The sequence below is a fragment of the Streptomyces sp. NPDC002144 genome (assembly GCF_053593695.1).
In genome coordinates this window covers 1-19,492 of record NZ_JBSFDB010000094.1, presented here as the reverse complement: position 1 = coordinate 19,492, position 19,492 = coordinate 1, and the positions used below count along the sequence as shown (strand labels likewise).

Sequence of the window (19,492 nt, the reverse complement as noted above, 5' to 3'; positions counted from 1 at the left end):
GGGAGTCCTCCCGGACGGGGCGGTCGTCGGTGAAGCAGGAACCCCAGCGGGCGACCGCTGGAATCCCCCGCCTTTAGGCGGGGGAGGAAGTCAAGCCGTGCCCCGTTCCGGCCGCTCGTAGGAACCGTCGAGATAGCGGGCGCGGGTCAGCGTGCGGGAGATCTTGCCGCTGGAAGTGCGCGGCACGCTGCCGGGCGGCACGAGGTGCACCTCGTCCACCCGCAGGCCGTGCCGGGCGGAGACGGCCGCTCGCACGGCGGCAGCGACCGCCTCGGGATTGCGGGCCGGGGCGGGCAGGCCACGGACGTGTTCAGCGACGATCACCACGGACTCCGCGGCGATCGCGGCACGGGGGTCGGTGGCGCCGTCGGGGTCCCGGCCGGCGGGGAGTTGTCCGGCCGGGACGGCGAAGGCCGCCAGACGGTCGGGGCGTATCGCCCGGTGGGCCGCTTGCGCGGTGCCTTCGACGTCCTGCGGATAGTGGTTGCGCCCGTCCACGATGATCAGGTCCTTGCGGCGGCCGGTGACCAGGAGTTGTCCGTCGAGCACCGTGCCGAGATCACCTGTCCGCAGCCAGTGGCCGGGTTCGTGTCTCAAACGGGCCTGGAAGGTCTCACGGGTCCGCGGGCCGCGATCCTGGTAGCCGCGCCCGATGTTGGGTCCCTGGACCCAGATCTCGCCCACCTCCCCCTGCGGCAGGACGGCGGTGGTGACAGGGTCGACGATACGAATCGTCTGCCCGACGGGTTCGCCGCAGGCGGCGAGCAGGACCGCGGCCGGATCATCCGGGGAGACGGGTACGGCTCTGCCGGCCGCCAGGGTCTCGCGGTCAAGGGAGTATCGGCGCAACGGCTGTCCGGGCCGGTGGGCACTGACGAAGACGGTGGCTTCGGCGAGGCCGTAGGACGGGCAGTGCACCTCTGCCGGCAGTCCCTGGCCGGCGAAGGCCGCGTGGAAGCGGTCGGCGGTTTCGGGCCGCACGGGTTCGCTGCCGTTGACGAGCACGGCGACCCGGTCCAGCCGGAGGCCGGCCTTGTCCTCGTCGGAGATGACGGTCGCGCAGTAGTCGTACGCGAAGTTCGGCGCGGCGCTGAGCGCGTTCGGAAAGTCGGACAGCAGGCGCAGCCAGCGTGCGGGCCGTCGCAGGAAGGCCAGCGGGTCCATGACGACGGACCGCAGTCCGCGGACGACGGGGGCGGCGACACTGAGCACCAGTCCCATGTCGTGGTAGAGCGGTAGCCAGCCGACCATGGTGGGGGGCCGCTCGTCGGCGCCGTACGCGGTGAGCGCCTGGCGGGCGTTGGCGACGACGTTCGCGTGCGAGATCTCGACGGCGGTCGGGGACCGGGTGGAGCCGGAGCTGTACTGCAGGTAGGCGGTCGCCTGCCCGTCCGGCGCGGGGACACGCGGGCCGGCTGCCCGGTCGTCGGGGACGAGGTCGGTGACGATCAGCCGGGGCCGCAGACCATGTGCGGCAAGGAAGGCGCTCACGGTGTCGGCATCGGCGCTGTTCGTGAGCACGGCGGTGGGCCGGGAGTCGGCGAGGATCCCGGCCAGACGGTCGGCGTGACCTGGTAGGTCGGGGGTGAACAGCGGGACGGCGACGGCGCCGCAGGTGAGCGCGGCGAGGAAACCGACGACGTAGTCGAGGCCCTGGCCGCAGAGCAGGGCGACGCGTTCGCCGGGAGCCACGGCCTCCGTCAGGCGGGCGGCGACCGCGCGCGTGCGTACGTCGGCGCGGTGCCAGGTGAGCGTGCGCTGCCTGGCCCGGAGGCCCGACGCCGGGTACTCGGCGAAGGTGAACGCGGGACGGCCAGGGGTGTGTTGGGCCCAGTGGGCAAGGTGTGCGGAGAGACTGCTCGAGTCGTCCGGCACTGCGCTCGATGTGTCGGAGGTGTGTGGCAAGGCGTGCGCGGGCATGGGAGTACTCCTCACATCACAGGTCGTCTCGCGGACCGGGGACTGCGAGCACGGCTGCGCTGCACTCACAGCGGAATGTTGCCGTGCCGCCGGTCGGGGACTGTGGCACGTCTGGTGCGCAGCGCACGCAGGGCGCGAACGATGTGCGAGCGGGTGCTGCGGGGCGTGATGACCGCGTCGATGTAGCCACGGGCGGCAGCCGCGTACAGGGTGCCGCGGACGGTTTCGTACTGCTCCACCAACTTCGCCCTCAGATCCGCCGCCGACCGCTCGCCGACCGCCCCCCGAGCGCCCATCACGCCGATGCTGGCCGTGGGCCAGGCGAAGTTGACGTCGCTCAGCTGCTTGGAGCCCATGACGGCGTAACCACCGCCGTAGGCCTTGCGGCCTGGTCCTGGTGGGTGCCCGAAAGGTAGCCGGGCACCGGGCACATCGGCGAAGGTCAGCAGTGATACACCAACGGGCGCTGTGCAACGGCTCGTTCGCGACGACGCCGACGGAACAGCCCTCGACCCGGGCCAGGGCGCAGACGATGTTGGGTGCGAACAGCTCGTGCACTTCGAGGCGCGGATCGTCGAATGAGGCGGCCCGCGCGAAGACAGCCGGAGCGGTTGTCGCGGGAAGGCAGGAGAGCAGGACCCGGACCAGGCCGAGGGCGTCGTCCTCGTCCTCGGCGAGGAAATGGGCGTTTCCGTTGACGGACTTGCTGGCGCGGGCTCCGACGAGTTGCTCGGCCGTCGTCCGTTCCCCGGTGGCCGACTCGATGACGTCCGGGCCGGAGACGAACGTGTGCGAAGTGCCGTCGACCATGACGGTGAGGGCGGCCGAGTAGGCGGCGCCGCCCGCACACGGTCCCGTGATCACGGAGATCTGCGGGATGACGCCGGAGGCATGTACGTGGCCACAGGCCAGTTCGGCGTAGAGGGCCAGAGCGGCCACGCCCTCCTGGATGCGTGCACCGCCGGAGTCGTTGAGACCGATGACCGGGCACCCCGTCTCCATCGCCAGGTCCATCGTCCTGACGACCTTCTCCCCGAACGCCTCGCCCATACTGCCGCCATGGACGGTGGCGTCCTGCGCGAAAACGCACACCTGGCATCCGTCGACGGTGCCGAAGCCGGTGACCACGCCGCCGCCGTACGCCGTGTCGCCGCTGCCGCACACGAGTGCACCGGTCTCGACGCACGAATCCGGATCCGGCGACCGAGCCAGGCGCTCGCGAGCGGTGAGGCGACCGCGCGCGGCCTGCCGGGCCACGGCCTGCGCCGATCCGCCGGCCAGGGCCCGTCGCTGTCGAGCAGCGAGTTCCTCGAGCCGTTGCGCAGTCGTACCCACAGCAGGAGCGGGCGATTCCCGGGTCTCCGCGATCGAGGTCACAGCCACCTCCTTCGGCGTTTGGGAGCATGGCAGTCACGCAATCGGCGGTCCTCTTTCTCGCACCGAATGTGAAGTTATTGAGCGACCTGCGGCGCGCGTTCATAGACGGACTACAAGCGCAAACGCCCGGGAGGGGCGGACTGGAGGTTGCGGGCCGGGGGGATCTGTCCGGCTTCCCGGGCCTGGTGCCCGACCCGAGAGGCATTCACGGGCGCCGTTACGAAGCGAGCTCCGGCTTTGACCAGGGTCACGAAGCCGGATGCGTTCACAGGCTCCCAGCTGCAGGGCGAGGCGGCGATCAGCCGTGGATTGCGTTGAGGACGGCGGCAAGTGCTGCGGGCGCACTGATCATGGCCATGTGGCCTGTGTAGAGATCGACGACGTTGGGCCGAAGCAGCGCAATGGACCGATGCTGGAGTCCCTCGACGTAGCACCGGTCGCGCGTGAGGTGCACGCACGTCCGGGGGATCTCGCGTCGGTAGCCGCTCAGGTTCACCACCTCGCTCAGCAGGGCGGACGAGTCATCGACTTCGTAAACGCCTCGGTGATGAACTGCTCCACCAGGCCCCGCGCTTCGGGATCGATCTGGTCAAGCACCCTGGAGCTGTCGGGCGGTACGACGACCGACACGAGGACGACGTGGCGGATCCGGTCAGGTATGAGGTCCAGGACGCGCGGGATCGTGACGCCGGCGCAGGAGTGACCGACCAGTACCACGTCGCGCAGATCCTTCGCCCTGGGTGCGGTCACTCTCGCGGACTGCGCCGATTGCGGTCCGCGAGGACGTCGACCGACCTCCTTGTCAACGGCACCCCCCAGATCCATGGCGGTCACCGCGTTTCGAGTTGCGGCAGAACTCGCCTTTCGAAGCCCGCGCCGTGCCGGCCACGTCCCCCTTCCCCCAAATTCCTTGAGCGTCAGGCGGTGAAGAGGGTCAGCAGGGTGGCGATCCTGCCGTCCCGGACGGTGATGATGTCGATGCCGCGCGCCGCCGGTTCGCCCTCGGGGCCGAACGCCCAGGCGAGGGCGCCGTCCTGCGGACCGGCGTAGCGGCGGCCGTCCTCGGTGAAGCCGAAGTCCGACGGGACCCTGTCGAGCAGGGTACGGGCCTTGTCCTCAAGGGCGTCCCAGCCCGTACTGACGCCTTCCGGGTCGGTGAACACGACGTTCTCGGTGTAGATGCGTTCAATGGCCGCGCGGCGGGAGCGGGGGTCGCGGTTGCCGAACACTTCGTGCAGGTTGGCGGCGAGCAGGTCGGTCACGGTGTGCATGGTGTCCCTCGATGGGTGGCGCCGGGACGGCCGGCCGAAGCGGTGATCGCGGCGGGCCGTCCCGGTGGGATGGGTGGTGTGGGGTGCCGGACGGTTCGGCCGGCGGCCCCGGTCAGATCTGGCTGGCGCCGCCGTCCACGTAGATCTCGGCTCCGGTCATGTAGCTGCTGGCATCGGACGCCAGGAACAGTACGGTCTCGGCGATCTCCTCGGGTCGCCCGAGCCGGTTCATCGGCACCCCGGCGGCCAGGCCCTTGAGCAGCTGCTCGGCGGACTGGGGGTCGTCGGCCAGACCGCTGAGACCCGGGGTTTCGATCGGGCCGGGGGCGATGCTGTTGACGCGGATGCCCCGGGTGACGAGTTCTGCGGCCCAGCTGCGGGTGAGCGAGCGCAGGGCAGCCTTACTGGCGGCGTAGACGCCGAACGAAGCGGCGCCCTTGGTGTCAATGTTGGAGCTGGTGAGGATGACCGAGGAGCCCGCCCTGAGAAGGGGCAGGGCCTTCTGCACGGTGAACAGAGTGCCGCCGACATTGGTGTTGAACGTCTCGGTGTAGTGCTCCCAGGTGACGTCGGGCAGCGCGGCGAACGCTCCGCCGCCGGCGTTGGCGAACACGATGTCGAGGCCGCCGTGCTCCGCCACGACGGCGAACAGCCGGTCGAGATCGTCCAAGTCCGCGACGTCGGCACGGACGCCGGTGGCCCGGTCGCCGATCGAAGCCACCGCCTCGTCCAGGGCCTCCTGACGGCGGCCGGTGAGGAAGACCTGCCCACCCGCCGCGGCCAGTCGCCGGGCGGCGGCCAGGCCGATGCCCGAGGTTGCCCCGGTGACGAGGGCGGTCTTGCCGTCGAGCTGTCCCATGAGTGTTTCTCCTTGCGTGGATTGTTCGGCACTGGATCGAACGACCGGCCCGGCCGGGGTGCTCGCCGCACTGTCCCGCAGACGACCACTCCATTTCCGTACCGTTCGATACCGAATAACGACGGCACCCCGCGGACTATTTCCGTACCGACCGGTTAAGATTTATGGGACGCCTGAGATCGGGGGTGAGGATGGCGGAGCGAGGCAGACCTCGGAGCTTCGACGCGGACGCGGCGCTCGACCGTGCGGTGGAGGTCTTCTGGCGCCAGGGCTACGAAGGCGCGTCGCTGAGCGATCTCACCGACGCCATGGGCATCAACCGGACCAGCATGTACGCGGCGTACGGCAACAAGGAGGAGCTGTTCCGCCGCGCCGTGGCCCGCTACGCCGAGGCGGACATGGCCTACGCCCGGGACGCGCTCACCCGGCCCACCGCCTACGCCGTCATCGAGGCCTTCCTACGGGCCAACGCCGACGCACTCACCCGCACCGACCGACCGCCCGGATGCCTGTCCGTGCAGGGCGGCCTCGCCGAAGGCGGCGACAACGGCCACATCGCCAAGTTCCTTGCCGACAGCCGCCTCGCCGGCGAACGAGCACTGGCCGAGCGGCTCACCCGCGCCGTCGCGGAAGGCGACCTGCCCGCAGGCACCGACCCGCTGACACTGGCCCGCTACGTCATGGTCGTCAGCGAGGGCAACGCCGTCCACGCCGCCGCAGGCGCAGGGCGTGCGGCACTCCACGCCACCGTGGACATCGCACTGCGCGCCGTCCCGGGCCATGGCGGTCAAGATCCCGGGCCCGAGTGACGCCGACACATGACCGAACGACGCGAGACCGCGCCACTTGGCCGGCCGGCCCCGACGCCGTCCGCCCCGAAGAAGCGGACCCTCCACCCGTCTGACGGCCTGCCACCGGCCCACGCAGCCCAGAAGAGCGGCCCCATCGCCGGTCCAGACGCACTGCGGCCAGGTGCCTCGACGCGAACGGCGAGGCACCACCAACGGCACCAAGGTCATCACCTGGGACTGCACGGCGTACTCGACCAGAAGTGCGCCTGGCCTCTGCGACGGCCGGCGACGCCGGCGCTTCCTAGCCGACGAGCCTCGGCATGCCTCCGAGCTCTGGGACTCAGCGATAGTCGGGGTTGGGCGCGTCAAGGCGACAGCCCGCGTCCCATTCCGAACGCTGGTTGCCGTGGGCAGGGATGCCCTTGGCACGCTTGAGCATGGCCGCCACGTGCATCAGGTTCCAGGTCTTGACTTCTCCCCCAGCTGAAGCCGGGAGATTCTTCCCTCGCGGGTTGAGCTTTCTGCTTCTCAGACAGCAGCTGCCCCGAATTAACGGCAAGGGACGTGGGTACGCCCAGCAGTCTTACGCCAGCTCCACAGACCTGACATCCCGCCAGTCCGGCGGTAGGCCCGGCCAGCTTGGTTATCGCCGACCGGACGCCACAGAAGCTACCACTTACCTGCGGCTGGTTGGCGGTGAACGCCGATCCGCCCTGGCGGCGCATCGGCTTTCCCTGCCCTGCTCCGCAGGAGTCCGCTTCCTCCCCGCCTGAAGGCGGGGGTATCCACGGAGGAATCCCGATGAAGGAGCTGGGCGACGCTGACGGCTCCGTGTCCCTTCCGGAGCGGTCCTGGAACTGGGCGTTCGGCCTGACACGGGACTGTCGGCGCTCATTGAGGACCGATTCGGCTACCTGAGGTCGTGGGCCGGCGCCGACCGGCCCGACCCCTATCCGGTACGGTCCTCCACACACCAGGAAGAGATGCTGCGGCACGCCGCGCGCGAGGCGGGCCCGGTCAGAGTCAGGGGCCGGCTGATCGTCCTGGCCCGGCCGCGCGGCGACCTCCTCGGTGTACTCGCCCTCGAGGATCCCGAGGCAGCGGCCGACGAGCACACCATGTTCGCCTTGGACCACGCCCAGCGCGCGCTCGCTCAGGAGCTCCTGCATATGCGCGAGCTCACCGAGGTCGAGCTGCGGCTGCGCCGCCAGCTGATCGATGACCTGCTGGAGGGCACTGACGAGACGAGCGCCTACGCCCGCGCCGAAGCTCTCGGCCACGACCTGCAACGCACCCACTACGTAGTCGTGGTGCACTGGCCGGGCAATGCCGCGGACGACTCCTTCACCTGGTACGTCGAGCACGCGGCGGCCACCACGGCGGCCCGACCGCTGATCACCCGTCGCGGCGACCGGGTGGTCCTGCTGACCGAGGCGAGGCCCGACGACGATGCCGTGCACACGGCACTGGCCCGTGAGCTGGGGGCGCCCGACGGCGCGATCGGGGTAGCACCCGCTGCGACTCCCCCGGCGCCGTTCCCCGTTGCTATCAGGAAGGCACTGCGGGCCCTGGATGTGCGGCAGAACTCCCGCCAGCGCAGCGGGACGACGTTCTTCGACGACCTCGGGCTGTACCGGATCCTGGGGCCCGGCGATGATGTCCGGGAACTCGAGGGCTTCGTACGAGAGTGGCTCGGCCGGCTGATCGGCTACGACGCAGAGCGCGACACGGAGTTGGTGGAAACACTCTCACGCTACTTCGACTACGGGGGCAACTACGACGATGCGGCCCGCCGCGCTGACGGTCCACCGCAGCACCCTGCGCTACCGGCTGCAGCGCATCCGTGAGATCACCGGCCGCGACCTGGCGGACGTGGGCACCCGGCTCAATCTGCAGGTGGCGACACGTGTCTGGAAGATCATCTTGGGTGGGCGGCGCTGACTGGAAGATGCCTACGGCGAAGCAAGTGCGGGTTCGTGATGTCGTGATGGCTGATCAGCACGTCGTGCAGGAACCGCGCTTCGTAGTGCGGCGTCGGCTTGCGGATCACGTCGATGACGGCGGCTCAGACTGCGGCGTCGGCAGGAACAGCCGCGTCTCCAGCCCCTCGTCCTCGATCAAGGGGTACGAGACCCCTGCCCGCGGCTTTGCCACCGCCGCGCAGCTTGAGCAGACGCCCACTGCGCAAAGGGTGCAAGGCTCGACTCGGTCATAGGGTCACCTGGTGTCCGGCCTGTTGCAGGACCAGTAGTCCTCCGGCGGGGAGCGGCGCGACGATGGCGCTGAGCATCCCCGTCGCCTCCGGATCGTGCCCGTCAGCGCCGTTCCACAGTGCCGCCCATCCGTCCTCGGCCGGATCGGTCGTCGCCGTCGTGCCTCATACGCCACTCCTCCTGTCGCGTCATGTGATACCGAGCGCCGGCATCACCGAGTTGCACGGACGGGAACCCTCACAAACAGGTGACCCGGCTCTACGACGGTCAAGCGCGCGGGCCGGACGTCGTGGTCATGTCGCTCTGCTTGTTCGTGCCGTCCAGCTCAGTGCGGCGGCTCTGGCCAGGTGCAGGTGTGCGCGTTCCGCTGGAAGGTCTGGTCCGCGCATGCGGACGTGGTGGAGGTGCAGCAGGTCCGGGAGGAGGTCCTGCGGGGGCAGGGTCCCCGCGTCCTCGAGCGCGCTGCGGTAGGCGGCCAGGGCGGTACGGCGTGCGGACCAGCTCGCGGTGATGCTCGCGTCGAGCACCGGCGTGCCGGGAGCCTCGGGCGTGACGGCGGCGGTCGTCAGGGCGATGGTCTGGTCGTAGACCGCGCGGGGTGGGGCGCTTGTGTCGTTGTGGGTGTGTGAGGTCAGCCAGCGCATCGCTTTGGCGGGGTCCCCGAGCAGGCCGACGGCGACGGCCACCATGCTCGCGGCGGTCACCGCTCGAGCGTCGGAAGCGTCCCGGGCGGTCTGTGCGGTCAGCTGGGCAAGGACGGTGGCGGAGTCGGCGGCGAAGTACTCCTCGGCCGCGGCCATCGCGGCGGAGCCGCCGAAGCGCGCGGTCTGCGGGTGGTAGGTCTCCAGGCTCGTGTGGGTGATCAGGCCCGCATGGCGAAGTCGTCGGGTCCACTCGCCGGTCTGCTCGACGGCGGTGCCGAGCGAGCCGGACGCGCAGGTCAGCCGTACGCGTAGGTGGTCCTCGGGATCGCGGTGGCGTTCGAACCACCAGCGGGGTCCGCCCAACTCGTCGATCAGGGTGGGCAGATGCCGGGTCAGGAGCGGGTCCTGGTGGTCGCGGTGCCCGTGCAGTCTGATGGAGAGCGCGTTGCCGCAGCCCGGCAGGTGGCCGTGCTCGCGGCCGACGATGTCGCCCGATGGGCGGACCGGTGCCCCGGCCCGCTCCACGGCGGCCAGCGGGATGACGATCTCGTGGGCGCGTCCGCCGGTCCAGCCCAGGTCCCCGGGCTTCGGGGCGGCACGGAGCAGCGCCTTGCCCTCACGCTCCACGTGGGTGCGCAGCAGGACCCGGTGCGAGGGCTCCGTCAGGTCCAGGTGGATGCGCCGGTCTCCGTCGCCCAGGTACACGTGCTCGGGCAGGAGCACTTCGCGACGCCATTCGGCCAGGGCCTTGTCCCACTGCGGCCACGGTGTCCGCGTGTCGGGCAGGTCGGCGGCGGCGAGGGTCCAGCGGGCCGGGGACAGTACGGTGCGCCCGTAGCGCAGTGCGGGCAGGAACGGCAGGCCGGCGACGGCGGCGCCCCATGAGAAGCCGGTGCAGGGGACGGCCAGTGCCACCGGTGCCTCGAGCAGGAAGCGTGCCAGCGGATGGGTGTGGTGGGTCAGGTCCACCGCGTTCGGCAGCATCGTGTGCACCGGGCGGCGGCGGGAGAGTGAGACCAGGTGCAACCGCTCGGCATCGGCGGTCACCGCCAGGTCCGTCACGGGTAGGTGGTGCGTGTCGGATCCGTGGTACTCGCCGAGGGGGATCATCAAGTGCGTCACCGGTGGGGCGTGCGCGACGTTCACGGAGCGTATGTACAGCGGGGTGATGCTGATCTGTGCGATCAGCGCGTCCTGGTGGGCGCCGGGCAGGCCGGCGTACGCGTCGGTCATCCGGCGGCGGTCGTCGGCGTCGAACAGGTGGAGGAAGCGCCCGGTGGCCGTTGCCGCCGCACGGGACACCCCGACGACGTGCAGGGTGAACTCGCCTGCGTCCAGGGCGGATACGCTCGCGGCGTGGATCCGTACCGTCACCTCGGTGCTCGGCTGCACGGGCCGACCGTGATCCGTGACCGCCAGTTCCTCGATCACGGCGTCATCGAGCCGGACGTCGCGGCGGCGCCTCATCGCGGCGGTGTGGGCGAGTCCCAGCAGCCGGCTGTCTCGGGCGGTCAGCCGCGACCCGGTCGACGCCGGTGTGGAGCCGAGGTAGCCGGACGGGTAACCGAGGAGGTCGATGGCGTCCAGGACGGGCACCACCGCGGCTGGGCCGTAGCGTTCGAGGAAGCGGTCGTGCCAGTCGGCCCATCCGGGGCTCAGCGCTGCCTGCGGCGCCAGGCGGGTGAGGACCGCGGCGGCCGACGCCACCTCCTCGGCCACCGCCTCCGGGATCACCAGATCCCAGTCCAGCCGCAGGTCGAGGGCGAGCGTCGGTTTCACGGCGGGGCGCAGGCGTGTCATCGCGGCGGTCACGTGTGCGCGTTCGGCGCCGGCGCGCGCGGTGGCGGCGCTGGCGGCGGCGTCGTGTCGGGCCAGCGCCGCCGCGACCTCTTGCAACTCGTCGGCGTCGGACGTCGGCAGGTGCTGTGCCTGTCCGAGCAGGACGGCGATCGGGTCGGATGCGGTGACCGCAGGACGCAGGCTGGTGATCAGGAATCGCTGTCGTACCAGGTTGGCGAGGAGCTTGTCGATCGCGGCGGGGGAAGCGGCCGGGAATCCGGCGGAGAGGGCTTCGGCGAGTTCCGCCCACAAGACGGGCGTCCGCGCGCCGTCCACAGCCATGCGAACGGGCCCGGTCGCGCGTATCCGCACATGTGCGGGGGCGCCGCCTTCCTCGCTGCTGGGGCGGTGCTCGATGGTCAGGCGTCCGTCGCGTTCGAAGGCGAGGCTTGATGCGAGAAGCGTCAATTGGGGTCGCAGCCTGGGGTGTTGCTCCAGCCGGTCGACGAGTGCCGCGGTCCATACGGCGTCCGGTCGGGTGACCGCCCGGTGCCTGGTGCCCGTACGCAGCGCGGGAGCGGCCCCGATGTGGGCGGCCTCGACGCCGGCGAACAGACCGAACGGGGTGGCGCGGGAGCGGGCGCGCAGCAGGTAGCGCAGCACCGACAGCACCGCGCGCCGTAGGGCGTGGTCCTCCACCGGCTCGCCGACGCGTATCTGGTGCACCCGTCTGGCCAGGTCGGGGCTGGAGAACTCGACCGCGGTGGCGAAGTCGGCCGCCTGCCACATCTGTTGAAGCCACGCCCGCCACGACTCCTGGGGCGCGGAAGGGTCGGTCAGGTCCTTCCAGACCGGCGAGTCATCGGGGCGTCGGGCGGCCGCCCGGACCACGGCCGCATCGACATGACGGTACAGGCGGTCCAAAGGGCCTCCAGCAGCACAACGATGTCGTCCGCCATTGTTCCCAAACGCCCCGGCGCGAGGGCGATTATGAGTCATGGTCATTGTGGCGGGTACTGCGCCGTACCGATGCCGTGGAGTCTGCTTGAGCCGCTGACCTGGCCGAATTCCGTCCCGCGAAAACGACGACGTATGGGCTGTTGAGACGCGTGCGCTCTGGCTAGCGTGGGCGCGATACACGGCACGCGGCACATTCCCATCCTGTTTGCGAAGGGGAAGAATTCATGACCGCTGTTTTTCCCGAGAACCTCGCCGATGAGGAATTCGGTGAGCTCGAAGAACTCCAGGTGATCGATTCCAGTGAGCTGAAGCTCGGCGCGGCCTACCACACGTACACCTACATCGCGGCGGAGAGCACGGAGGACATCCCCGGCTAGAGGACCCGAGAGCCGAGGCCATGCTCGAACGGGTGGGACTGGTCAGACGAGGAGGTGGGTCGTGCCGTCCAGCCAGTCGGCGGACCGCACTCGCACCGACGTCCTGTTGATCTTTCCTCCGCAGACCGAGGCCAGGTTCTTCCCGTATCTGAGCCTGCCCTATCTGACGGGCCACCTGCGGCGCCTGGGCAGGCGGGTTCATCAGGCCGACCTCAACATCGGCGTGCTCCACGAGCTGCTGCGACGTCCTGCGCTGCTGGACGGCGCGGTCCGTGCCCAGAAACCGGGCGACGGCGGTACGGCCATGAGCGACTGGTACCGCCGAGCTGTGGCCGACGTCTTCACCACGCACATCGACGGGGTGCGTGCGCACGTTCTGCACAAGGAGTCAGCCGGCGAGCTGGGCCCCGACCGTGCGGTCCGGCTCGCCACCCTGGCTCTGGAACTACTGGTCCGCGACAGCTTCCTGGCACGGACCTGGGAGGACCTCGGCGGGCTCGACGACGCCGTACGCCGGGCCGCAGACCGGCCGCCCGCCGCGTCGGGCGTACCGGTCGTCTCGTTGCACCGTCTGGTGACCGGGTTGCTCGCTCGTCACCGCCCCCGGGTGGTCGGCCTGTCGGTGGCGTTCTTCAGCCAGCTCGCGCCCGCGCTGCTGATCGCCGCCTGGATCCGGCGGCTGGCGCCGGATACCCGGATATGTCTGGGCGGTCAGCAGGTGATGCTCCGCCACGACAGCCTCGCCCGACTGCCCGGAATCCGGGACACGGTCGACGCCCTGTGCCCGACCGCCGGAGAGGAACCACTCGAACGCTGGCTGGATGCACTGGACGGGACGATCCCGCTCACCGCCGTGCCCGGCATGACCTGGCTACCGCGGTCCGGGCCCTCACCACGCACGGCTCCCGCGGTGACCCTCCGCTTCCGTGACCTGGGACCGCCCGACTTCACCGGACTGCCGTTCCGCTCCTACCTCAACAACGCCCTGGAACTCGCGATCGTCTCCTGCGTCGGATGCTACTGGGGGCGCTGCGCGTTCTGCTCGTACGGCAACCGGTCGCTGCCGCACGGCGGCTACCAGCAGGGCACCGCGGCCCAGATCGCCGACGCCGTAGAAGCCGTGGTCCGCGCCACGGGCACCCGTTACGTGTCGGTCGCGGACGAGAACACCAATCTGCGGCTGATCCTGAACGCGATGCGCGCGGTGCGCGAACGCGGCATACGGGTCCGGTTCGGCGTACGCAGCCGGCTGGAGGCCGCCCTGACCGACCCGGAGTTCTGCCACGCCCTCGCCACGGCCGGCTGCGCGATGATCTCAGTCGGCTACGAGGGCACCTCTCAGCGCCTCCTGGACCGGATGGAGCGGGGCGTGCGCGCGGCCGACTACCAGAGCGTCCTCGACAACCTCGCCGCAGCGGGCATCACCGTCCGGTTCACCGTGATGGGACAGGTCCTGGACGAGACGCCGGCCGAGTTCGAGGCATCCTTGCGCTTCCTCGTCGACAACGAACGGCACATCGGCATCGACGCGCTGGAACTGATGGTGGCGGAACCCGGCAGCAGGCTCGTCAACGACCCTGAGGAGTACGGGCTCGCCCTCGACACCTCGGACCGCCTCGCGGGCAACCCCGAGCTGAGCTACCTGGCCGGCCGCCTCGGCCACCCGCTGGCGGTCCGCGGCGGCCCCACGCGCACCGAGGCCCTGGACCGACTGGTGCGGATCTTCCGCACCGTCCGACCGGGCCGCACCAGCCCCGCAGCACCCTCGCGCCCCGCCCCGCAGGGCCACCGCTCGCCGGCCGTCGCAGCCCTGCGCCCGCACCCATGGGTACGCACCGTGCCCCCGGACGCCGACGACCGCACGGCGGACCACCTCACCGTCGCCGACATCGTCCGGGAACGGTTCTACGCACTCCCCCGCGCCGACGTGGAACAGCGCTCCGACGGCCTGCTCACGGCCCGCACCGACCGTGGCCGCCGACTGCTGGCCCGCCTGGCCGACGCGGCGGCCGGCACCCCCCACCCGGCCCCCTCAGTCGCCACAGCACTTCCAGCCAGGAGCTCGCTATGACGCAACCGCCGCGCACCGCACCCGGCGGCGCCCCTGCCGTCACCATCCCCGAAGCCACGCACAGGATGGGATTGGGGCTGTTGATGGACATGCCGTGGGGCGGCGGACGCCTCGGCAGGCGTGGCATCGGATTCGTGGAGAGCGACGATGGCGGCGGAGACATCACCGACCGGGTCCGCGCCTTCCTGCACCGCCACGGCGGCGACTTCGCCTACGCGGCCCTCGCCTTTCAGCCGCGCTCGCGCGCCCGCGTCCGCACGGCCGACTACATGCGCGCGTACGACCGCTTCTTCGAGGCGCTGCCCGCCGGGACCGCCCGCGCCTTCCACCAGACCGAGCTGAACATGGGCGCACCCGAGCCCTACGACCGCCGCCCGGCCGCCGAGTTCACCAACGAACTGTCCGCCCGCTACGGCTTCTCCTGGGTGGTCGAGGACCTGGGCATATGGAGCCTGCGCGGCATACCGATGCCCTATCCGCTCCCGCCGCCGCTGACCGAGCCGGGTCTGGAGATCGCCACCCGGAACGTGGCGGAGGCGGCCCGGCTGCTCGACCCGCCGCTGCATGTCGAGTTCCCCGGATTTACCGAGGGCGGCTCTTTCGTCCTGGGACACATGGACGCCTTCCTCTACTTCACCCGCCTGGCCGAGGACGCCGACGTGTGGGTGACGCTCGACGTCGGCCATCTGCTCAGCTACCAGTGGCTGAGGGGACGTACCGGACACAGCATGTACGACGGGATCGAGTCCCTGCCCCTCACCCGCTGCCGGGAACTGCACCTGTCGGGCTGCCAGATCGTGGGCGGCAAGTTCCGCGACCTGCATCACGGCGTCCTGCTGGACGAGCAGCTGGAGCTCGCCGAGTATCTTCTGCCGCGCTGCCCGAACCTGCTCGGAGTCTCCTACGAGGACCCGATGTACCGCGAGGACGGACAGCTGGTCGAGAAGTCCCGGCGCAACTACGCACGGCTGCGAGGCCTGGTCGCCGCCTGGCAGCGCGGGGAGGCCGTATGAGCACGGTGGAGCCGGGCGCGTCGCTGGACGGCGAGCGGCTGACAGACCTGCTGATGCGGCTTCTGCTGGATGCGGACCTGCGGGCCCGCCTCTTCGACAAGGGCGCCGAAGCGGTGGCGACGGATCCAGGTGAGCTGGAGTGCCTGGCCTCGGTCGACCCGGCCGAGCTCGACACCACCGCGCGCAGGCTGCGCTCGCAGGTCTGGCGGCCCGGCAGCAGCGGCAGCCTCGCGACCACGTTCCCGCGCAGCATGCGGCTCCTCCGGGACACCGGCGCCACGGAATCCGGCCTGCTCACCGGCTTCCTCCGCTCGCCGCACTTCGCCAGGTTCCGGCTGATCCCCTACACCGGCCCCGGGTTGTCGGTGGAGGAGGCCTTCGCGTGCTACCTGCTGGACGGCGCCCAGAACGCGGCGCTGTGCGACACCGTGACCCACGAGCTGATGATCGCCCTGTTCACCGCGCTGGCCTGCGAGCAGCCGTTGTCGTTCGTGATCGAGGCCGAGGGAATCGTCCGCACCGACCGCGGCCACGCCGCCCTGCACACGTACGGGAGGGCCTCCGTGGCCACCTGGGGAACCGCCCCAGGCGGGCAGCCCGGCGCCGCTGACACCGAACACACCGCCAAGGCGGAAGCACTGCACTACGCGTACTTCGCCACGTCCTCCGGGCTGGCTCACGGCGTGGTGTCCGGGCGGGTGGCGGCTGCCTTCGAAGCCGAAGCGACGGCCCGACGCGAGACGGCACGCCGTGCGCTGGCACGCCGCGGACTGTGGTGACGGGGAGAGGATGCGCCGTGCACATCGTGTTGGTGGACATGCCGTGGTCATCGCTCGACGCGCCGTCCCTCGCGCTCGGCATTCTCAAACGCCGGATCCTCGACGTCTTCCCCGACGGCGCCGCGGACGTCGAAGTGGTGCACGCCAACCTCGACTTCGCGGACTGGGTGGCCGCCCGAACGGAGTACGGGTTCGAGGAGTACGACTTCTGCGCGAGCTCGTACTTCTCCGGACACAGCGAGTGGATCTTCTCAGCCGCGCTCAACGACCGACCCCGCTGGCGTGTGGCGGAGTTCACCGAGCACTTCGGCCAGAAGTTGCCCCAGCGCATGCTGGCCAAGGCACGGGAACTGCACGAACTCGCGCCGCTGTTCGTCCGGGAGACCGCCGCCAAGATCGCCGCGACGGCGCCGGACGTGGTCGGCTTCACCACGACGTTCGCGCAGAACGCGGCGGCGCTCGCGGCGGCCCGCGTGGTCAAGGAACTGGCACCCGACACCACCACCGTCTTCGGCGGCGCGAACTGCGACGGCGCGCAGGGCGCAGCGCTGCACCGCAACTTTCCCCAGGTCGACTTCGTGGTGCGCGGCGAGGGCGAGATCGCGTTCCCGCGACTGCTCGCCGCACTCCGCGACGGCGACACCGACGCCCTGGCCGCCATCCCCGGCCTGTGCCGCCGCGACCGGCACGGCCGGTCCGTGGCACATCCCCTGGACGCCGCCCCACTGCCCCCAGGAGCACTGGTCACCCCGGACTACGGCGACTACTTCGAACGGCACGCCCAGTCCACCGCGGGCGGCTGGGTGGAGCCGAGGCTGGTGGTGGAGGCCTCACGCGGCTGCTGGTGGGGCGAGAAACACCACTGCACGTTCTGCGGCCTCAACGGCTCCTTCATGGAGTTCCGCAGCAAGAACCCCAGGCGGTTCGTGGAGGAGATCCTCGACTTGGTCCGCCGCCACCGCGTACTCGACGTGTGGGTCACCGACAACATCCTCGACATGGCCTACCTCACCTCCATGGCCCCACTCCTCGAAGAGAGCGGCTACGACCTGCGGCTGTGCTACGAGATCAAGTCGAATCTGCGGCGCGAGCAACTGGAAACGCTGTACGCGGCGGGCATCAGCTACGTACAGCCCGGCGTGGAGAACCTCAGCAGCCGGGTGCTGAAGCTGATGGACAAGGGAGTGAGCGGCTGCCAGAACGTACGGCTGCTACGGGACGCCGAGACCGTCGGCATCAACGTCAGCTGGAACTACCTCTACGGCTTTCCCGGCGAAAGCGAACACGACTACGACGAGATCATCGACCAGCTGCCCGCGCTGCACCATCTCGCCCCGCCGGCCAACTCCACCCGCCTGAAGGTCGAGCGGTTCAGCCCCTACTTCGACCGGCCGGAACTCGGCTTCGGCGAACTGCGCCCCGCCTCCCACTACCACCACATCTACGACCTGCCGGAGGACGAACTCGCCGATCTGGTGTACATCTTCGATGCACCGCACCAGGGCATCGCCGACGGCTGCCTCAACCGGCTCCGCACGGCCGTAGCCGACTGGACGCGGTCGTACCCGCGCAGCCGCCTGACCCACTGCGACCTCGGCGGACACATCGTCCTGGTCGACACCCGGCCGGGCTTCTCCTGGCACCTTCTCGACCTCACCGATCCGCTCGACATCACGGTGTTCCGGCTGCTCGACCATCCGCACAGTCCAGCGGCGCTGCTGCGCAAGACCGCGGCCCGGTTCACGGACGAAGGGTTGCCGGCCGAAGAGGTGACATCAGAGCGCATCAACGGGCTGCTGGCGCGCTGGCGCGCGCTCGGCCTGGTCTTCGCCGAGGGCGGCCACTACGTGCAGGTCGCCCCCGCCGTGGCCAACCAGGACCTGCTGCGGCTCGACGGCGCCGGACTGCACGGTCACGACACGGCGCTGGTTCCCGCCCTGGTGGCCCCGGCCGGCGAAGGCGTCCGATGACACGGGGGCTGACGCTGTGGAAGGACCGCGATCCGGCGGCCATGCGCCTGCCCGGCGTCCGCTGCGGGGCTCTGGACGGGCCGCCGGACAACCCCGTGCACGCCGTCGGACAACTCGCCTCCGAGGGCGTCCAGTTCGTCCAGGTGCACGAGCCGGTGGACCTGACCGATGCGGACGGCACGTCCGCGGTCGCCTTCCTTCTCCTCCTCCGGGAACTCACGAGCCACGGCATCGCGGTGGACTGGACGCTGCGCATGAACGACCTGGCCCAGTGGCGGCACTTGAGCCATCTGCACCCCCCGGCATCCGTCCTGTACGGCTCCGCGGGAACGGAGAACGAAGAACGAGTGGTCACCGCGTGGCGCGGCTCATTCCACATCGCGAAGTGCGGATACCGCCGCGGCCCGGGGTTCCTGGAGATCCGCGACCACCGCTGGGGCTCCTTCCGGCGCCTTGTCGTCCAAGACCCCGGCAGTGGCGCATTCCAGGGGCTGCTGGACGGCGTGCCGGCGGTGGCGTCGGCGTCGACCGAGCGGGTCCTGCGGCGTCACCTGCACGAAAACCTGCTCCATCGCACCGGGCGCTATCTGTGGTGGACGCCCTACCGCCTACGACGCTGGCCGCTCAGCACGACGATCCCGTAAGAACCTCTCGACCCACTGCTGCGTCAGCTCATCGGCCTGACGCCTGATCCCCGGAGCCGGCACCGACGCGGGCGCGCCGACGCCGAGAAAGTCCAGGCAGCCCCGCAGACCCGCCTCGTGGTGCGCGACCAGGTCCTCGTAGACGACGACATGGGGGACGACCCCGTGCCGGCCGAAGTAGTTCTCCCAGACGGCCGCGTCGCGATCGAGCATCCGCAGATGCCGGCGAATGTCGTCATAGCCGTACCGGGGAGTGACGCGCGAACTCCCCTCCGGCAGATAGGTCCCGTCCAGGATCCAGACACCGGTCTGCTCGGCCATGGCGTACGACACTGCCTGCCGCAACCGGTCCCTGCGCTGGATCCAGATGTATTGGGGTGCCTGGAGGATGTCGTACGGGTCGACCTCCAGCCTCCCGAGGTGCCCCGCGTGGATCCGCAGCCCGAACACGCCGTTGGGGCTCGTCCGGCACGCCATCAGCCGCCGCACATAGCCCGCCGCCAACTCCTGTGGATCACCGGAGTCGAACCCCCACCGCTCGAAGTAGTCCAGCACAAAGGCGTCGGCGAAGTAGTCCTCGGCGAACCCGGCCAGACCGGTGTGCCACAGGGCGCGGGCAAGCATATTGCTGCCGCACCGGGGGGTGGACGCGAGCACGTAGCGGACCGGCGGCAACCCGGTGAAGGGCGGGAAGTCGAACTCCGGACCGTTGGTCCGATAACGCAGCACCTTGACTTCCTCCCCCGCCTAAAGGCGGGGGATTCCAGCGGTCGCCCGCTGGGGTTCCTGCTTCACCGACGACCGCCCCGTCCGGGAGGACTCCC

The 19,492-nt window shown here is 70.4% G+C and carries 15 protein-coding genes and 2 pseudogenes; 9 read left to right on the top strand and 8 right to left on the bottom strand.

The features are described from left to right. Nucleotides 1–90 precede the first annotated feature (90 nt). The 5 genes and pseudogenes from ACWCQ1_RS49640 to ACWCQ1_RS49620 form a co-directional block, all read right to left on the bottom strand. Nucleotides 91–1,920, bottom strand: a complete 1,830-nt coding sequence (locus ACWCQ1_RS49640; protein WP_451029808.1) for a fatty acyl-AMP ligase — start codon at nucleotides 1,918–1,920, stop codon at nucleotides 91–93. Nucleotides 1,921–1,985: 65 nt separating this feature from the next. Continuing rightward, nucleotides 1,986–3,303 (bottom strand): annotated as a pseudogene (locus tag ACWCQ1_RS49635) (acyl-CoA carboxylase subunit beta). Nucleotides 3,304–3,801: 498 nt separating this feature from the next. After that, nucleotides 3,802–4,047, bottom strand: coding sequence for a hypothetical protein (locus tag ACWCQ1_RS49630; RefSeq protein ID WP_358610067.1), 246 nt, complete (start codon nucleotides 4,045–4,047; stop codon nucleotides 3,802–3,804). 167 nt (nucleotides 4,048–4,214) lie between these two features. Beyond that, a complete protein-coding gene (locus tag ACWCQ1_RS49625) occupies nucleotides 4,215–4,568 on the bottom strand; it encodes a nuclear transport factor 2 family protein (protein ID WP_451029807.1) in 354 nt (117 codons plus the stop codon). A 112-nt stretch (nucleotides 4,569–4,680) separates the two neighbouring features. Further along, nucleotides 4,681–5,427 (bottom strand): SDR family NAD(P)-dependent oxidoreductase, encoded by a 747-nt coding sequence (locus ACWCQ1_RS49620; RefSeq protein WP_451029806.1) that lies wholly within the window; start codon nucleotides 5,425–5,427, stop codon nucleotides 4,681–4,683. Between the two features lie 191 nt (nucleotides 5,428–5,618). Between ACWCQ1_RS49620 and ACWCQ1_RS49615 the strand changes: the two genes are divergently transcribed. Next, a complete protein-coding gene (locus tag ACWCQ1_RS49615; RefSeq protein WP_133047825.1) occupies nucleotides 5,619–6,236 on the top strand; it encodes a TetR/AcrR family transcriptional regulator in 618 nt (205 codons plus the stop codon). Between the two features lie 322 nt (nucleotides 6,237–6,558). Here ACWCQ1_RS49615 and ACWCQ1_RS49610 read toward each other — a convergent pair. After that, nucleotides 6,559–6,681: pseudogene (locus tag ACWCQ1_RS49610) on the bottom strand (flavodoxin family protein); the annotation flags it as partial. Between the two features lie 520 nt (nucleotides 6,682–7,201). On the opposite strand from ACWCQ1_RS49610, the gene ACWCQ1_RS49605 reads away from it, so the two are divergent. Then, nucleotides 7,202–8,065, top strand: a complete 864-nt coding sequence (locus tag ACWCQ1_RS49605; protein ID WP_451029805.1) for a PucR family transcriptional regulator — start codon at nucleotides 7,202–7,204, stop codon at nucleotides 8,063–8,065. After that, nucleotides 8,001–8,159, top strand: coding sequence for a helix-turn-helix domain-containing protein (locus tag ACWCQ1_RS49600; RefSeq protein ID WP_451029804.1), 159 nt, complete (start codon nucleotides 8,001–8,003; stop codon nucleotides 8,157–8,159). Before ACWCQ1_RS49605 ends, ACWCQ1_RS49600 begins: the two co-directional genes overlap by 65 nt. Nucleotides 8,160–8,724: 565 nt before the next feature. Here ACWCQ1_RS49600 and ACWCQ1_RS49595 read toward each other — a convergent pair. Further along, nucleotides 8,725–11,778 (bottom strand): lantibiotic dehydratase, encoded by a 3,054-nt coding sequence (locus ACWCQ1_RS49595; RefSeq protein WP_451029803.1) that lies wholly within the window; start codon nucleotides 11,776–11,778, stop codon nucleotides 8,725–8,727. Between the two features lie 260 nt (nucleotides 11,779–12,038). Here ACWCQ1_RS49595 and ACWCQ1_RS49590 point away from each other — a divergent pair, with 260 nt between their 5' ends. From ACWCQ1_RS49590 to ACWCQ1_RS49565, 6 genes are all read left to right on the top strand, one after another. Next, nucleotides 12,039–12,191 (top strand): hypothetical protein, encoded by a 153-nt coding sequence (locus ACWCQ1_RS49590; RefSeq protein WP_165955061.1) that lies wholly within the window; start codon nucleotides 12,039–12,041, stop codon nucleotides 12,189–12,191. Nucleotides 12,192–12,252: 61 nt separating this feature from the next. Next, nucleotides 12,253–14,262 (top strand): B12-binding domain-containing radical SAM protein, encoded by a 2,010-nt coding sequence (locus tag ACWCQ1_RS49585; RefSeq protein WP_358610038.1) that lies wholly within the window; start codon nucleotides 12,253–12,255, stop codon nucleotides 14,260–14,262. Then, nucleotides 14,259–15,275, top strand: a complete 1,017-nt coding sequence (locus tag ACWCQ1_RS49580) for a multinuclear nonheme iron-dependent oxidase (protein WP_133047819.1) — start codon at nucleotides 14,259–14,261, stop codon at nucleotides 15,273–15,275. Before ACWCQ1_RS49585 ends, ACWCQ1_RS49580 begins: the two co-directional genes overlap by 4 nt. Next, nucleotides 15,272–16,054 (top strand): hypothetical protein, encoded by a 783-nt coding sequence (locus ACWCQ1_RS49575; protein ID WP_451029802.1) that lies wholly within the window; start codon nucleotides 15,272–15,274, stop codon nucleotides 16,052–16,054. Before ACWCQ1_RS49580 ends, ACWCQ1_RS49575 begins: the two co-directional genes overlap by 4 nt. A 17-nt stretch (nucleotides 16,055–16,071) precedes the next feature. Beyond that, complete coding sequence (locus ACWCQ1_RS49570; RefSeq protein ID WP_451029801.1) at nucleotides 16,072–18,024, top strand: RiPP maturation radical SAM C-methyltransferase; 1,953 nt, start codon at nucleotides 16,072–16,074, stop codon at nucleotides 18,022–18,024. Next, nucleotides 18,021–18,668, top strand: a complete 648-nt coding sequence (locus ACWCQ1_RS49565; protein WP_133047816.1) for a DUF5825 family protein — start codon at nucleotides 18,021–18,023, stop codon at nucleotides 18,666–18,668. The genes ACWCQ1_RS49570 and ACWCQ1_RS49565 overlap by 4 nt, the downstream gene beginning before the upstream one ends. On the opposite strand, the gene ACWCQ1_RS49560 is transcribed toward ACWCQ1_RS49565, so the two are convergent. Beyond that, complete coding sequence (locus ACWCQ1_RS49560; protein ID WP_358610029.1) at nucleotides 18,633–19,397, bottom strand: Stf0 family sulfotransferase; 765 nt, start codon at nucleotides 19,395–19,397, stop codon at nucleotides 18,633–18,635. The genes ACWCQ1_RS49565 and ACWCQ1_RS49560 overlap by 36 nt on opposite strands. Nucleotides 19,398–19,492: the final 95 nt, after the last annotated feature.

What these genes read in the sequence shown, in the direction of transcription:
- ACWCQ1_RS49640 (WP_451029808.1), bottom strand. Translation starts at nt 1,920, where the DNA reads ATGCCCGCGCACGCCTTGCCACACACCTCCGACACATCGAGCGCAGTG.
- ACWCQ1_RS49565 (WP_133047816.1), top strand. Translation starts at nt 18,021, where the DNA reads ATGACACGGGGGCTGACGCTGTGGAAGGACCGCGATCCGGCGGCCATG.
- ACWCQ1_RS49600 (WP_451029804.1), top strand. Translation starts at nt 8,001, where the DNA reads ATGCGGCCCGCCGCGCTGACGGTCCACCGCAGCACCCTGCGCTACCGG.
- ACWCQ1_RS49605 (WP_451029805.1), top strand. Translation starts at nt 7,202, where the DNA reads ATGCTGCGGCACGCCGCGCGCGAGGCGGGCCCGGTCAGAGTCAGGGGC.
- ACWCQ1_RS49620 (WP_451029806.1), bottom strand. Translation starts at nt 5,427, where the DNA reads ATGGGACAGCTCGACGGCAAGACCGCCCTCGTCACCGGGGCAACCTCG.
- ACWCQ1_RS49580 (WP_133047819.1), top strand. Translation starts at nt 14,259, where the DNA reads ATGACGCAACCGCCGCGCACCGCACCCGGCGGCGCCCCTGCCGTCACC.
- ACWCQ1_RS49590 (WP_165955061.1), top strand. Translation starts at nt 12,039, where the DNA reads ATGACCGCTGTTTTTCCCGAGAACCTCGCCGATGAGGAATTCGGTGAG.
- ACWCQ1_RS49575 (WP_451029802.1), top strand. Translation starts at nt 15,272, where the DNA reads ATGAGCACGGTGGAGCCGGGCGCGTCGCTGGACGGCGAGCGGCTGACA.
- ACWCQ1_RS49625 (WP_451029807.1), bottom strand. Translation starts at nt 4,568, where the DNA reads ATGCACACCGTGACCGACCTGCTCGCCGCCAACCTGCACGAAGTGTTC.
- ACWCQ1_RS49615 (WP_133047825.1), top strand. Translation starts at nt 5,619, where the DNA reads ATGGCGGAGCGAGGCAGACCTCGGAGCTTCGACGCGGACGCGGCGCTC.